Raw genomic sequence first — 13,964 nt, forward strand, 5'->3', positions numbered from 1 at the left:
ACCCCGGCGCCGTCGACGGACGTAGGTAGGGTGGCCGCGTGGGCAGGGTCCGGTTGACCGTGGCCGAGCGGCGCGCGGAGCTGCTCCGGGCCACCATCGAACAGATCGAGGAGCGGGGCGTCGCGGCGGTACGGATCGCCGACGTCGCCGCCGTCCTCGGCGTGAGCAACGCGCTGGTCCTCTACCACTTCTCGACCAAGGAACGACTGGTCGCCGAGGCCTTCCGCCACGCCGCCGAGGACGACCTCGCCCGTCTCCGCAAACTACTGAGCCGCCGCACGACCGCCCTGCGCCGACTCCGTACGGCCGTCCGCTGGTACGCCCCGACCGGACAGGCCAAGGGCTGGCGGCTCTGGATCGAGGGCTGGGCGGCGTCCCTGCGCGAACCCGCCCTGCGCGAGGTCACCCGTGACCTGGACCGACAGTGGAAGGCCGCGCTCGCCGAGGTCATCGAAGCCGGCGTGGCGGCCGACGAGTTCCACTGCCCGGACCCCACGGCGACGGCCCTCCGCCTCACCGCCCTCCTGGACGGCCTGGCCGTACAACTGACGACCTACGACGGAGCTGTCCCCCGCACCCGCGCCCAGGAATGGGCCGAGGAGGCCCTGGCCCGAGAACTGGGCCTGGACCGCGCGGCCCTGATAGCCGCGACCCGCTGACGGCGGCAATCCCACGTGCTCGTCCTTGCGCTGGGCCCGCCGGCCTCAGGGCGGTCGGACACCAGCCAACGGGCTGACGCCCCCCAGAACCCCGTGCCATGACGTCACCCCCACGACCAACCTGCGGCAAGTCCGTGACGAACCCGCGGCCGCCCACGAGCAACCCGGCCGCCCCGCGGCCCAGGACGTGTTTCGAAAAGTCCCGCCTGCCCCACGACGCCTGGCACGCACGCTCGCCACGTTGCCGAAACGCCCGAACGGCTCCGCTATCAGGGCGCTCCGGCGCGACCCCCGGCATGCTCCCCCGGTGTCGGCTGCGCTCGAGCGGGAGCGGCTCCCACCGCCGGCACAAGCCCGAGCACATCCAGTACGAGGGCTTGCACCGGCACGCCGAGAGCACGCACCGGACACCGCTCCTTGACGGGCAAACGTTTCCTGCCGCGGCAACCAGGCTCCGCTCAGGCGACCGACTCGATCCGCATCTTGATGTCGCCCGGCGACAGATGCCCCTTCGCCGACACATGGTCCCCGGAGGACTCGCCCCGCAGCCGGCGCCCGATCCACGGCACCAGGAACTCCCGCGCCCACTGGATGTTGTCGCGGCGCATCTCGAACGTGCCGCGCGGCGGCAGCGGAGGCCACGGCTGGTCGGGATCGGCCGGGATCTCGACGCCGAGCACCTGACCGGCGCGCAGGGCGACCCGCGTGTGCCCCTCGGGCGAGAGGTGCAGCCGGTCGTGGTCCCAGGCCCGCCGGTCCTGAATGGTCTTGAGGGACCACAGGTCCAGCACGGGGCAGCCGTACCGGTCGGCGATGGCCCGCACATGCCCGTTGTACGTGGCGATCTTGCCCCGCAGATGCCTGAGCACCGGCACATCACGGGTGTCGAACCCGGTGGTCACCATGACGGTGCCGATGGCCGAGGTCAGCTTCGACACCGCACGTTCGAACCGCTCGGCGACCTCGTCCGGATCGGTGCCGGGCCGGATAATGTCATTGCCGCCCGCGCAGAAGGAGATGAGGTCCGGTGCGAGCTCCAGGGCACGCGGCACCTGGTCCTCGACGATCTGGTCGAGGAGCTTTCCGCGCACGGCGAGGTTGCTGTAGTCGAAGCCGCCCTCGGGCACCCGGTCCGCGAGGAGCACCGCGAACCGGTCGGCCCAGCCGACGAACCGCCCATCGGGCCCGGGGTCGCCGACGCCCTCGGTGAAGCTGTCCCCCACCGCCACGTACGACCCGATCATTGATCTGCTGTCATTCGAATCGTCTGCCACATCGCCCCATGATTCACCGTGGGATGTGACCTACGCGACCGTAATAAGGGGTTGACGGACGGTGAGATAAACCACGTGTCAAGTGTTGGTCAACTTGGAATACCCCAGGTCCAGACCCGGAAGTCCTGTATCCGGAAGTGACTCCACGTGGTCCGGAACGCGAAGTGCCCCCGTGTGTACGGCTGCTGGTCCACGTAGTCGAAAACGAGCCGCCCGTTGTTCCACCAGCGCACGGTGGAACCGTCCGACACGATCCGGACTTGGTTCGGCTCGTTGGCGACGAGCAGCGGCTCGGTGTAGTCGTGGATCAGCGGCCGCACCCCTGCCTCGCCGACGTAACGACGCAGCCGTGTCGTGGTGTTGTAGTTGGCCCCGTAGCCCGAGTAGTACGTCTTCAGATAGTCGTACTCGGCGAGTGCGCCACCGCGCGGAGTGGCGAAAAGATCTTCGGGTGAGCGCACGTCGACGGCGTTCCAGAAGTTGTTGAGATCGGAGACGCGGTCGTTGACGCCGCCCTCGGAGACCGGCGTGGCCGTGTACTCGACGACGTACGGCCCTTCCAGGCTTCGCCGGAACCACACCGTGGCCCCGGCCGGCACATCGACGTCCAGCACCCCGCCCGCAGCGGTGACCGAGCCACCCCGCTCCAACTCCACGGCCCACTGCCTCAGTCCGCACCGGAAGTCGTCCGCCGCGAACAGCCGCCGCCTCCCCCGGCGCGAAGCCGCACGCGCGGCCCCGGGGGGAGCGAGCGCCGCGACGACGGCACCGGCGGCTACGGCTCCGAAGGCTCTGCGTGTGGTCATGAGACTCCTTCTCCAGGGATCAAAAGATCGAAGAAAGCGCTTTCGGCGATCACTGTGTCCCTACTGACACCCCACTGTCGAGCCCCCGGTCGGCCAAGCCACAGAACCGCGACACAGCCCTCACGACCCGCACCCCGAGGCACCCGCGCCGAAGGCCGGACCCCGGGGATCACGGGGCCCGGCCTTCGGGGCGAACGGTGGTGCGGACGGACGCGTCAGACGCCGACGCCCTTCGACCGCAGGTAGGCCAGCGGGTCGATGTCCGAGCCGTAGTTCGGCGTGGTGCGGATCTCGAAGTGGAGGTGCGGGCCGGTGACGTTGCCGGTCGCCCCGGAGAGGCCGATCTGCTGGCCGCCGCTCACCGACTGCCCCGCGGAGACGGAGATCGACGAGAGGTGGGCGTACTGGGCGTAGTAGCCGTCGGCGAGCTTGACGACGACCTGGTTGCCGTACGCGCCGCCCCAGCCGGCCGAGACGACGGTGCCCGCGCCCACGGCCCTGAGGCTCGTACCGGTCGGAGCCACGAAGTCGACACCCGTGTGGTAACCGCTGGACCACATGCTGCCTGCGATCTTGTACGCGGTGCCCACAGTGGCGCCCTGGATGGGCGAGCTGAAGCCGGAGCCGTTGGACGAGGAGGACTGGTTGTTCGACGTGGAGGTCGACGCCTGGGTGTCCTTCGCCTTCTGCGTCGAGGAGCCGGAGGACTTCGACGACTGGGAGGACTGGGACGACTGGGAGGACTTCGAGGACTGCGACGACCCGGTCGTCGGCGCCTTCGACGTGCCGCTCGACGGGGCCTGGCCACCGATCGTGAGCTTCAGGCCCGGGTGGATCAGCGACGGGTCGGAGCCGATGGCCTCACGGTTGTCCGAGTAGAGCCGCTTCCAGCCCCCTTCGACGTCCTGCTCGTCCGCGATCTTCGAGAGGTAGTCGCCGACCTTCACCGAGTAGGTCCTGGTCGTCGCCTTCTTGGTGGCGGTCCTCTGCGCTTGTGCGGCCTTCTCGGCCTGCTCGATCCGCGCGCCCGCCTGGGCCACGGCCTTCTCGGGCGCCACCGCGGCCGTCTTCTCGGAGACGTCGGAGACCGCGGCCGTCGGGGTCGCGGCATGGGCGCCGGCGGCCCCGATCAACGGCAGTGCGAGTGCCGCGCCACCGGTGCCGGCCGCGGCGATCGAGCGGGTGAAACGCTGGGACTTCGGACGGCGGTGCTTACCCTTCGCGGGCATGACGAATTCCTCTCCGGCGCCTGCGAGGTGAGCTGTCGGGTGCGGGCTGGAGATGCCCGGCCGTGCTTGCGCACGGCTATACCCCTAGCCGTTCCGGGAACCGGAACAGGCGGTACTACCTGTGGGTCCCCCGCTCCTGCCGTGGATCGGGTCGGTACGCGGCTCCGGTCGGCGGCAGGATTGGGCGTCCGTCCGGATTGACGCAGAACGTAAGCGACTTGTGCCTACAGAGACAACCATTGGGACTTCCTGTGCGTCTTTTCCTCTGATCCTTACCTCAATTCATGATGACGCTCCGTAAAAGACCGGTCTTCGGCGTTTTCCAACCGCCCTGGAACCACCTACGAATTACGTGGACATGGCGGCGACAGAGGGTCACGAATATGACGCTGCTCACGCACCTACGCGCCAGTAGGCTTTATTTCAGGGCTTGTTGGAATTACCGCTCAATTTCGGACAGTTCACTCATCTGCGACACAGGCGGATAACCGTCGCATCGAAGTCGCCACGCAACCCCGTCCGCAGCCCGTGATGCAACAGCACGCCACCTCGGTACACTTCGCCCGTTTCTCGGCATTCATAGTGTTTTGTCGGGTCGAGGCCACGCAGCCGGAGCGGGGCCGGCGGCTCGCCGTAGTGCTGGGCCTGCAGCCAGGCCAGGACGACTACCTCGTCACCGTGGACGTACTGCACAGCGCTCAGCCCACCCGTCGGCGCACGCAGCCGGTAGAGGTCGCCACGCTGGACGACCGGCCGGATCTCCTTGTACAGCTCCACCCAGTCCCGCGCCTCGGCCAGCTCCTCCTCGGTCCACTCGGTGAGGTCGCCGCCGACCCCCAGCACACCCGCCATGGCGCTGACGAAACGGAACCGCAGCGAGCTGGCCCGGCCGTTGAGCTGGTTGTTCGGGCTGTCGGTGACCCATGCGGCCATGACCCGGGCCGGGTGGATCTGGCTGAAGCCGTGCTGGATGGCGAGCCGGTCGAGCGGGTCGGTGTTGTCGGAGGTCCACACCTGGTCCGTCCGCGCCATGACCCCGAGATCGATGCGGCCGCCACCGCCCGAGCACGACTCGAAGGCGACGCCGGGATGCGCGGCCCGCAGCCGGTCCAGCAGGGTGTAGAAGGCGTGCACGTGCTCGACCCACAGCTTCTGCGGATACGGCTCCCCGGGCCAGCCGGCGTCGGTGAAGCAGCGGTTGAAGTCCCACTTCACATAGTCGATCGGCGCGCTGGACAGGAGGGCGTCCAGCCGCTCCCAGAGGTACTCCTGGACGTCCTCGCGTGCGAGATTGAGAACGAGCTGATTGCGTAGTTCTGTCCTCTTTCGTCCTGACTGGAACTGCGCCCATTCGGGATGCGCCCGATACAGCTCGCTGTCCGGGTTGACCATCTCGGGCTCCACCCAGATGCCGAACCGCATGTCGAGCGCGTGCACATAGTCGGCGAGTGGCTTCAGGCCTTTCGGGAAGCGGTCCGGGTTGGGGGTCCAGTCGCCGAGCCCGGCCCGGTCGCTGGTCCGCGTCCCGAACCAACCGTCGTCCACCACGAACAGCTCGACCCCGATGGCCGCCGCTCGCCGCGCGAGCGCCCCCTGCTGCTCCTCCGAGATGTCGAACTCGGTGGCCTCCCAGGAGTTGAAGAGCACCGGCCGGTCCTGGTCGGCGTCCGGGATGACGTACGCCCGCTGATAGGCGTGCCAGGCTCGGCTCGCCCCGCCGAAGCCGCCGTCGCTCCACAGACCGGCGAAGACGGGCGTGGTGAACGTCCCACCGGTCCCCAGCCTCAGCAGCCCGGACTCGTCGTAACCGGCGCCACCGGTGATCTGCACGCGCGCGTCCGGGAGTTGGGCGACCGCGATCCGCCACGACCCGGACCAGCCCAGGGCGCAGCCGTAGACCTCACCGCGCTCCTCGGTGGCGTCGGTGTCGAGGGCGACCCAGGGCAGGTGCTGGTGCCCGGTGTGGCCGCGCCGGCTGCCGATGACCTTCTCGCCATAGGTGAGCTCCCCACGCACCAGGCGGGACTCGGCGGCCCACCGCCCGTGCAGCTGGGACAGCCGCCAGGCCTCGTCCTCGCGCCGCGGCAGCGTCCACGTCGCCGAGTCGGCCCGCAGCAGCTCCACCGCCGGTCCTTCGTTGACGAGGCCGACCCAGCGCTCTACCACGTCGTCGCGCATCCGGTAGTGCAGGGTGATCCCCAGGCCGCCGTCGGTGAACCGCAGCCGCAGCTCGTCGCCCTCGGCCTCGTACGCCTGGAAGGTCCACTCCGTGCCTCGCCGCTCGTCGGTGCGCACGGAGAGGGCGGGGCGGGTGAAACGAGGGCCGCCCTCGACGGGGTACTCCTCGTGTCCGTCCAGCGGGGCCTCGAAGGGCCAGTACGGCAACTGCTGCCGGGCGGCCAGCTCCTCGGCGTCGGCGAGCGTGATCCGGGGACCCCAGTGCAGGTGCAGCAGCTCGTCGTTCTCGGTGAGCCGCAGGGCATAACTGCTCCTGGGCCCCGTGAGAAGCCAGGTCCGGCCGTCTGCGCCGATTTCCAACATCAAGACCCCACAGGTTCGAACAGGTGCGATCGGGCGCCAACATCATCGCAGGTGGTGGCGGGCGCCCGTCCGGGCCTGTGGACAACTGTCGGCAAGCCCTCCCCGCCGCCTGTGGACAACTCATTGGCGTACGCACCGATGTCGTATCGTCGTGTGCGCGCCTCGGTGTCGAGTGCGCGCCCGTGGGCGGACGGCGCCGACGGCCGGATGGGAGGAGCCCCAGTGACGCAGCAGATCCCGTCGACCGAGCCCGAGCTGACCGGAGTGCGCAACTTCCGCGACGTGGGTGGTCTGCCGACCGTGGACGGCCGCCGGGTGCGTCACGGAGTGCTGTTCCGCAGCGGTCATCTCGCCCACGCCACCGACGAGGACACCGCGTTCCTGACCTCGCTCGGCCTGCACACGGTCTTCGACTTCCGTAACGCGGCCGACCAGAAACTGGAGGGTCCGGACGTCGAGCTACCGGGTGTGCGCAATGTGAACCTGCCGCTGAGCGACCCGGCGGACGGCGCCGAGTTCTGGAAGCTGGTCCGCGACGGCGACCTCGACCAGTTGCGCGCGATCCTGGACGACGGCAAGGCGGCCGACCGCATGATCGCCTCCTACCGGACGATCATCAGGCACCGCACGGCCGAGCACTCCCGCGTGCTGCGCTCACTGGCCGAGGACAGCGTGCCCGCGCTGATGCACTGCGCCGCGGGCAAGGACCGCGCGGGACTCTCCATCGCCGTCACCCTCCTCGCCCTGGGCGTGGAGCGCGAGGCCGTCCTCGCCGACTACCTGGAGTCGAACGCCAAGCACCGACGCTACAAGGTGCACCGCAGCAGCACCTCCGCCAGCGCCTACTCCCCGGAGGTCATGGAGCTGCTGAGCCCCCTCTTCGACGCCCGCGCCGAGTACCTCCAGGCGGCCTTCGACACCATCGACGAGACCTGGGGCGATGTGGACACCTATCTGGAGCAGGGTCTGAAGGTGACCCCACAGACCAGGGAGCTGCTGCGCGAGCACCTGCTCGACTAGACCTCCTGTCCTCCAGCCCCCTCCCCCTCGGCTACTGCTTGGCGCCCACCTCGAACAGCAGATAGACAAAGGCGGCGAACACGTGGCCGACCGCGATGTAGATGATGAGCCGCACCCACAGGGCGCGGGGGAACTTCTCTTCCAGGTCGGTCACAGGATCTCTCCGGGAGCGGTCGGCCCGAGGCAGAGCGCGGCGGTCGGGCTCTGCAGCAGGGTGTGGACGAACAGCAGATCGACGCCGTCCTGGTCGGCGGCGGCGATGCGGTGCGGGGTCAGCGAGTCGAAGTGCGCGCTGTCGCCGGACGCCAGGAGATGCGCGGTGTCCCCGAGGCGCAGCCGCAGCCGCCCCTTCAGGACGTAGAGCCACTCCTCACCGGGGTGCACCCGCACGATGTCGCCCTGCGAGCCGTACGGCACATGGACACGCAAGGCCTGCATCCCGCGTCCGGGCGCGCCCGCCTGCCAGTACGTCCAGCCGCCCGCCGCACTCGGTTCCCTGTCGGGCGCGCGGATGACGGCGTCCCGTTCGGACACGGTCTCACCGAGCAGTTCCGAGACGGTCGTACCGTAGACACGGGCCAGCGCAAGCAGCATCGGCAGCGAAGGCTGGCGCATCCCGGTCTCCAGCCGGGAGAGGTGTGCGGGTGACAGCCCGGCGGCGCGGGCCGCGGCCTCCAGCGTGAGGGAGGCCCGGCGGCGCAGGGCCCGCAACCGCGGAGCGACGGTGGGCAGTTCCCCGTCCACCGGGGGATCGTGAGGGTTCGTACCCTCGGAAGGGCTCATGCCTTCATTCAGCCGTAGCTTTGCCTCTGCGGCAAATTTCTTGCCTCAGAGGCAAAGTGCCCGCATTGAGCGCCACGCCGCCCCCACGGCTCTCGTGTCGCGCCGCGCTATCTGTCGGCCACGGCCTGCTTCACCAGCGTCTTGCCGAAGTCCCACATCAGCCCGCTCCCGCCGTGCGCGTCGTCCATCACCTCGGTGAAGGCCCCGACGAACCGGTCCACCTCCCGTTCCCCGATGATCAGCGGCGGGATCAGCTTGATCACCTCCAGGTGGTCGCCGGAGACCTGCGTGAGGATGCGGTGACGTCGCAGCAGTGGTACGACGACCATCTGTGCGAACAGACCCTTGCGGGCCGCCTGGAGCATCGTCCAACGGCTGCGCAGCCTCAGCGACTTCGGTCTGCCGAACTCGATGCCGATCATCAGCCCCCGGCCCCGTACGTCGCTCAGCAGCTCGTACTTGTCGACCAGGGCGGAGAGCCGGGTCTTCAGCAGTTCCCCGGTGGCCCGGGCGCCCGCGACGATCTCCTCGTTCTCCATCACCGACAGAACGGCGAGGCCGGCGGCCATGGCCTGGGCGTTGGAGCCGAAGCTCGCCGAGTGGACGAGGACGCGGTCCATCGACGAGTAGACCTTCTTGAAGATCCACTCCTTGCCTAGCGTCGCCCCGACCGGGACATAGCCGCCGGAGAGCGCCTTGGCCACGCACACCAGGTCCGGCTCGACACCGTCCTCGTACTGGTAGGCGTAGAAGTCCCCGGTCCGCCCGAGCCCGGTCTGCACCTCGTCGACGATCAGCAGCGCCTTGTGCCGCCGCAGCAACTCCTGGGCGGCGCGCAGATATCCCGGCGGAGCCTCGTACACGCCCTTGCCCTGGATGGGCTCGACGACGAGCGCGGCGACGTCGCCCTTCTTCACCTCCCTCGCCAGGGCGTCGAGATCACCGAGGGGTACGGCCGTGTCGGGCAGCAGGGGCGCGAAGCCGTCCCGGAAGGCGTCCTCGCCGTTCACGGAGAGCGAGCCGGTGGTGAGGCCGTGGAAGGCATGCGCGCAGTACAGGACGCGTGGTCTGCCGGTGGCGTACCGGGCGAACTTCAGCGCGGTCTCGACGGCCTCGGTGCCGCTGTTGCCGAAGAACACCCGGTCCAGGTGCGGGCTGTGGGTGAGCAGTTTCTCGGCGAGCAGACCGGGCAGGGGCTGGCAGTCGAAGCGGGTCAGGTCGGCGAGCTGCGCGTCGAGCACGTCGTGCAGCGCCTTGCGGACCACGGGGTGGTGACGGCCGAGCCCCATCACCCCGAACCCGGCGAGCATGTCCAGGTAGTCGTCGCCCTCCGCGTCCCAGAAGTACGCACCCTCGGCCCGCTCGTACACCTTGTCGAAGCCGATGGTGTGCAGCATGCGCGGGAGCTGGTGGTTGAGGTGCCGGGCGTGCAGTTCGTAGCGCTCGGCGCCGCGTTCGGCCAGGAGTCTGCCGAGGTCGAACCGCTCGGTGCCGGCGGCTGGTTCCGCTGTGGACATCTACGGCTTCTCCTTGGGCAGTGCGTTCTTGGCGGCCAGAGAGGCGCTGATCCGCCCGGCGATGTCGACCGGCGTCAGACCTATGTCGGCCAGCACCTCCCCACGCTTGGCGTGCGGGAGGAACTGCTCGGGGATCCCGAACCGCCGCACGGGTACGTCGACCTCGGCGTCCCCCAGCGCGAGGGCGACCGCCGAACCGACCCCGGCCTCCCGGCTGTTGTCCTCGACCACGGCCACCAGCCGGTGTCCGTCGGCGAGCCACGGCAGCGCCGGGTCGACCGGCTTGACCCAGCGCGGGTCGACGACGGTGCAGCCGATGCCCCGCGCCTGCAGCAGCTCGGCGGCCCGCAGGCAGACCGACGCCATGACGCCGACGGCCACGATGAGCACCCGCGGACCGTCCGAGGACGGAGGGCGGTGCAGGACGTCCATGCCTCCCACCCGTTCCAGGGACGGGATCTTGGGCCCCACCGACTCCTTCGGGAACCGGATCAGCGTGGGCGCGTCGTCCACGGCGACGGCCTCCCGTAGCTGAGCGCGCAGTTGTTCGGCGTCGCGGGGAGCGGCGATACGCAGGCCGGGCACGACCTGGAGGACGGACAGGTCCCACATGCCGTTGTGCGACGCGCCGTCGACTCCGGTGACCCCGGCCCGGTCAAGGACGAAGGTGACCCCGCACCGGTGCAGCGCCACGTCCATCAGAAGCTGGTCGAAGGCCCGGTTGAGGAAGGTCGCGTACACGGCCACCACCGGATGCAGTCCGCCCGTCGCCAGTCCGGCCGCCGACACGGCCGCGTGCTGCTCGGCGATGCCGACGTCCCAGACCCGGTCGGGGTACTTCTCCGCGAATCTGCCGAGCCCCACCGGGTGCAGCATGGCCGCCGTGATCGCCACGACGTCCTCGCGCTCGTCCCCGATCCGTACGATCTCGTCACCGAAGACCGAGGTCCAGGAGGGGGCCCCGGCGGGCGCGAGGGGTTCGCAGGTCAGCGGGTCCATCACGCCGACCGTGTGGAAGTGGTCCTCCTCGTCGGCGAGCGCGGGCTCGTAGCCGCGGCCCTTCTGCGTCAGGCAGTGGACGAGGACGGGCCCGTGGAAGCGCTTGGCGCGGCGCAGCGCCGACTCGACCGCCTTGGTGTCGTGCCCGTCGATCGGGCCGAGGTACTTCAGGCCCAGGTCCTCGAACATGCCCTGGGGCGCGAACGCGTCCTTGAAGCCCTTCTTCGCCCCGTGCAGCGCCTCGTAGACCTCCCTGCCGACGACCGGGGTGCGCAGCAGGACGTCCTTGCCCCAGGCGAGGAACTGTTCGTAGCCGTCGGTGGTGCGCAGGGTCGCGAGGTGGTTGGCGAGGCCGCCGATGGTCGGGGAGTACGAGCGCTCGTTGTCGTTGACGACGATGATCAGCGGTCGGTCCTTGGCGGCCGCGATGTTGTTCAGCGCCTCCCAGGCCATGCCGCCGGTCAGCGCGCCGTCGCCGATCACCGCGACGACGTGTCCCTTCTGCCCCTGGACCTGGAGCGCCTTGGCGAGTCCGTCGGCCCAGCCGAGGGCAGTGGAGGCGTGGCTGTTCTCGACGATGTCGTGCTCGGACTCCTCGCGCGAGGGATAGCCGGACAGGCCGCCCTTGCCACGCAGCTTGGAGAAGTCCTGGCGCCCGGTCAGGAGCTTGTGCACATAGCTCTGGTGACCGGTGTCCCAGACGATGCGGTCGACGGGTGACTCGAAGACCCGGTGGAGCGCTATGGAGAGTTCCACCACCCCCAGATTGGGCCCCAGGTGACCACCGGTCCTGGCGACCGCGTGCACGAGGAACTCCCGGATCTCTTCCGCCAGTTCACCGAGTTCCGCCTCGGTCAGCGCCTTCAGGTCGCGTGGTTGCCGGATGTTCTCCAGAATGGTCACGTCGGGCCCCCTCTCGTCGGTGCTTTCCCAGCCGTGTCGTCAGCTCACGGTGACCGCCGGCTCCCCCGACGCGACGCCGTCCTTCTCCATCTGCTCGGCGATCTTCATCGCCTCGTCGATGAGGGTCTCCACGATCTTCGACTCGGGCACGGTCCTGATGACCTCGCCCTTGACGAAGATCTGTCCCTTGCCGTTGCCGGAGGCGACCCCCAGGTCCGCCTCCCGTGCCTCCCCGGGCCCGTTGACGACGCAGCCCATGACCGCGACGCGCAACGGCACCTCCATCCCCTCCAGACCGGCGGTCACCTCGTCCGCCAGCCGGTACACATCGACCTGCGCCCGCCCGCACGAGGGGCAGGACACGATCTCCAGCCGTCGCTGCCGCAGGTTCAGCGACTCCAGGATCTGGATGCCGACCTTGATCTCCTCCACGGGCGGCGCGCTCAGCGAGACCCGGATCGTGTCGCCGATCCCCTCTCCGAGCAGTGCCCCGAAGGCCACCGCGGACTTGATCGTGCCCTGGAACGCCGGACCGGCCTCGGTCACCCCGAGGTGCAGCGGGTAGTCGCACCGGGCCGCCAACTGCCGGTACGCCTCGATCATCACGACCGGGTCGTTGTGCTTGACCGAGATCTTGATGTCCCGGAAGTCGTGCTCCTCGAACAGCGACGCCTCCCACAGCGCGGACTCCACCAGCGCCTCCGGCGTCGCCCTGCCGTACTTCTGGAGCAGGCGCTTGTCTAGCGAGCCGGCGTTGACCCCGATCCGGATCGGCGTCCCGTGGTCCTTCGCGGCCCGCGCGATCTCCTTGACCTTGTCGTCGAACTGCTTGATGTTGCCGGGGTTCACCCGCACCGCCGCACAGCCCGCCTCGATCGCCGCGAACACGTACTTCGGCTGGAAGTGGATGTCCGCGATCACCGGGATCTGCGACTTGCGGGCGATGGTGGCGAGGGCGTCCGCGTCGTCCTGTGTGGGGCAGGCGACGCGGACGATCTGGCAGCCGGACGCGGTGAGTTCCGCGATCTGCTGCAGGGTGGCGCCGATGTCGGACGTGCGGGTCGTCGTCATGGACTGCACCGACACCGGGGCCCCGCCGCCCACGGCCACCGGACCGACCTCGATCCGCCGCGAGGGGCGGCGCCCGGCGACCGGCCGCGCGGGAATCGCGGGGACACCGAGGGACACGGCGGTCATGACATCACCCCTGGTTCCCGTGGTTGCCGGAGACCGTCTCCCGCAGGGCGCGCAGCGACTCCTTCAGCGATCCCATGGTGGCGAGGACCGCGGTGGGCTCGTAGCCGCAGTGGGCCATGCAGTTGGCGCAGCGCGGGTCCTTGCCCCGGCCGTACGCGTCCCAGTCGGTGTCCTCGATCAGCTCCCGGTACGTCGTGACGTACCCGTCGCTCATCAGGTAGCAGGGCCGCTGCCAGCCGAAGAGCGAGTAGTTGGGGATCGCCCACGCCGTGCAGGGGAAGTCGACCCTGCCCTCCAGGAAGTCGAGGAACAGGGGCGAGTGGTTGAGACGCCAGCGGCGCCGGTTGCCGCCGGAGAATGCCTTCCTGAACAGCTCACGGGTCTGCTCGACGCCGAGGAAGTGTTCCTGGTCGGGAGCCTTCTCGTAGGCGTACGCGGGCGAGATCATCATCTCGTCGACCTGGAGGTCGTCGTTGAGGTAGTCGAGGACCTCGATGACGGTCTGCGGGGTGTCGGTGTTGAAGAAGGTCGAGTTGGTGGTCACCCGGAAGCCGCGCCGCTTGGCCTCCTTGATGGCCGCCACGGCCTCGTCGAACACCCCTTCCTTGGCCACCGACTCGTCGTGCCGCTCCCGCAGCCCGTCGATGTGCACCGCGAACGCGAAGTACGGCGAGGGCTTGAACCTGTCCATCTTCTTGCGCAGCAGCATGGCGTTGGTGCACAGGAAGACGTACTTCCGCCGGGCCACCAACTGCCGCACGATCTCGTGGATCTGAGGGTGCATCAAGGGCTCGCCGCCGGCGATCGAGACCATCGGCGCACCGGACTCCAGGACGGCGCCCACGGCCTGCGCCACCGGCATGCGCTGCTTGAGCACACCTGCAGGGTGCTGGATCTTGCCGCAGCCCTCGCACTTGAGATTGCAGGCGTAGAGCGGTTCCAGCTCGACGATCAGCGGGAACTTGTCCCGCTTGCGGAGCCTCTGTTCGGCGAGATACGTCGCCACCTTGATGGACTGGCGGAGCGGCATGGCCAT

General features: G+C 69.3%; 12 protein-coding genes and 1 riboswitch. Of the genes, 2 read left to right on the top strand and 10 right to left on the bottom strand.

Features of this window, described 5'->3' with window-relative positions; all coding sequences use genetic code 11:
- The first annotated feature begins 38 nt into the window (after positions 1 to 38).
- Positions 39 to 659: a TetR family transcriptional regulator C-terminal domain-containing protein gene (locus ACFY9I_RS00205; protein WP_390994465.1), complete on the top strand. Its 621-nt coding sequence runs from the start codon at positions 39 to 41 to the stop codon at positions 657 to 659.
- A gap of 458 nt (positions 660 to 1,117) precedes the next feature.
- Here ACFY9I_RS00205 and ACFY9I_RS00210 read toward each other — a convergent pair whose 3' ends face one another.
- The 4 genes from ACFY9I_RS00210 to ACFY9I_RS00225 all read right to left on the bottom strand — a co-directional run bounded on the left by ACFY9I_RS00210 (position 1,118) and on the right by ACFY9I_RS00225 (position 6,509).
- Positions 1,118 to 1,903 (bottom strand): GDSL-type esterase/lipase family protein, encoded by a 786-nt coding sequence (locus ACFY9I_RS00210; protein WP_390994467.1) that lies wholly within the window; start codon positions 1,901 to 1,903, stop codon positions 1,118 to 1,120.
- Between the two features lie 119 nt (positions 1,904 to 2,022).
- A complete protein-coding gene (locus ACFY9I_RS00215) occupies positions 2,023 to 2,739 on the bottom strand; it encodes a DUF6250 domain-containing protein (RefSeq protein WP_390994469.1) in 717 nt (238 codons plus the stop codon).
- A 215-nt stretch (positions 2,740 to 2,954) separates the two neighbouring features.
- The gene (locus ACFY9I_RS00220) at positions 2,955 to 3,968 is read right to left on the bottom strand and encodes a peptidoglycan DD-metalloendopeptidase family protein (RefSeq protein WP_390994472.1); all 1,014 of its coding nucleotides are present in this window, start codon (positions 3,966 to 3,968) and stop codon (positions 2,955 to 2,957) included.
- Between the two features lie 4 nt (positions 3,969 to 3,972).
- Positions 3,973 to 4,131, bottom strand: a riboswitch (cyclic di-AMP (ydaO/yuaA leader).
- Positions 4,132 to 4,433: 302 nt separating this feature from the next.
- Positions 4,434 to 6,509, bottom strand: coding sequence for an alpha-galactosidase (locus ACFY9I_RS00225; RefSeq protein WP_390995655.1), 2,076 nt, complete (start codon positions 6,507 to 6,509; stop codon positions 4,434 to 4,436).
- A 222-nt stretch (positions 6,510 to 6,731) separates the two neighbouring features.
- Between ACFY9I_RS00225 and ACFY9I_RS00230 the strand changes: the two genes are divergently transcribed.
- Entirely contained in the window at positions 6,732 to 7,529 is a 798-nt protein-coding gene (locus tag ACFY9I_RS00230; protein ID WP_390994475.1) for a tyrosine-protein phosphatase, read from the top strand.
- Between the two features lie 31 nt (positions 7,530 to 7,560).
- Here the strand turns inward: ACFY9I_RS00230 and ACFY9I_RS00235 are convergent, their stop codons facing one another.
- From ACFY9I_RS00235 to hpnH, 6 genes are all read right to left on the bottom strand, one after another.
- A complete protein-coding gene (locus tag ACFY9I_RS00235; RefSeq protein ID WP_326574524.1) occupies positions 7,561 to 7,683 on the bottom strand; it encodes a DUF6126 family protein in 123 nt (40 codons plus the stop codon).
- Entirely contained in the window at positions 7,680 to 8,312 is a 633-nt protein-coding gene (locus ACFY9I_RS00240; RefSeq protein ID WP_390994479.1) for a helix-turn-helix domain-containing protein, read from the bottom strand. Before ACFY9I_RS00240 ends, ACFY9I_RS00235 begins: the two co-directional genes overlap by 4 nt.
- A gap of 107 nt (positions 8,313 to 8,419) precedes the next feature.
- On the bottom strand, positions 8,420 to 9,829 hold the full coding sequence (locus tag ACFY9I_RS00245) for an aminotransferase class III-fold pyridoxal phosphate-dependent enzyme (RefSeq protein WP_390994481.1): 1,410 nt from the start codon (positions 9,827 to 9,829) through the stop codon (positions 8,420 to 8,422).
- Positions 9,830 to 11,731, bottom strand: coding sequence for a 1-deoxy-D-xylulose-5-phosphate synthase (gene dxs / locus ACFY9I_RS00250; RefSeq protein ID WP_390994483.1), 1,902 nt, complete (start codon positions 11,729 to 11,731; stop codon positions 9,830 to 9,832). It lies immediately after the preceding gene.
- A gap of 39 nt (positions 11,732 to 11,770) precedes the next feature.
- Positions 11,771 to 12,928 carry a flavodoxin-dependent (E)-4-hydroxy-3-methylbut-2-enyl-diphosphate synthase gene (gene ispG / locus ACFY9I_RS00255; protein WP_390994486.1) on the bottom strand — a complete coding sequence of 386 codons (1,158 nt, stop codon included), beginning with the start codon at positions 12,926 to 12,928 and terminating at the stop codon, positions 11,771 to 11,773.
- 4 nt (positions 12,929 to 12,932) lie between these two features.
- Positions 12,933 to 13,964, bottom strand: a complete 1,032-nt coding sequence (gene hpnH, locus ACFY9I_RS00260; RefSeq protein ID WP_390994489.1) for an adenosyl-hopene transferase HpnH — start codon at positions 13,962 to 13,964, stop codon at positions 12,933 to 12,935.

Origin of the sequence: Streptomyces sp. NPDC012510 (genome assembly GCF_042955065.1) — a bacterium.
Lineage (GTDB): Bacteria > Actinomycetota > Actinomycetes > Streptomycetales > Streptomycetaceae > Streptomyces.

Bases quoted from the DNA above. Each gene is read 5' to 3' on its own strand.
- ACFY9I_RS00225 (WP_390995655.1), bottom strand. From the start codon at position 6,509: ATGTTGGAAATCGGCGCAGACGGCCGGACCTGGCTTCTCACGGGGCCC.
- ACFY9I_RS00210 (WP_390994467.1), bottom strand. From the start codon at position 1,903: ATGATCGGGTCGTACGTGGCGGTGGGGGACAGCTTCACCGAGGGCGTC.
- ispG (WP_390994486.1), bottom strand. From the start codon at position 12,928: ATGACCGCCGTGTCCCTCGGTGTCCCCGCGATTCCCGCGCGGCCGGTC.
- hpnH (WP_390994489.1), bottom strand. From the start codon at position 13,964: ATGGCCATGCCGCTCCGCCAGTCCATCAAGGTGGCGACGTATCTCGCC.
- ACFY9I_RS00245 (WP_390994481.1), bottom strand. From the start codon at position 9,829: ATGTCCACAGCGGAACCAGCCGCCGGCACCGAGCGGTTCGACCTCGGC.
- ACFY9I_RS00240 (WP_390994479.1), bottom strand. From the start codon at position 8,312: ATGAGCCCTTCCGAGGGTACGAACCCTCACGATCCCCCGGTGGACGGG.
- ACFY9I_RS00220 (WP_390994472.1), bottom strand. From the start codon at position 3,968: ATGCCCGCGAAGGGTAAGCACCGCCGTCCGAAGTCCCAGCGTTTCACC.
- ACFY9I_RS00215 (WP_390994469.1), bottom strand. From the start codon at position 2,739: ATGACCACACGCAGAGCCTTCGGAGCCGTAGCCGCCGGTGCCGTCGTC.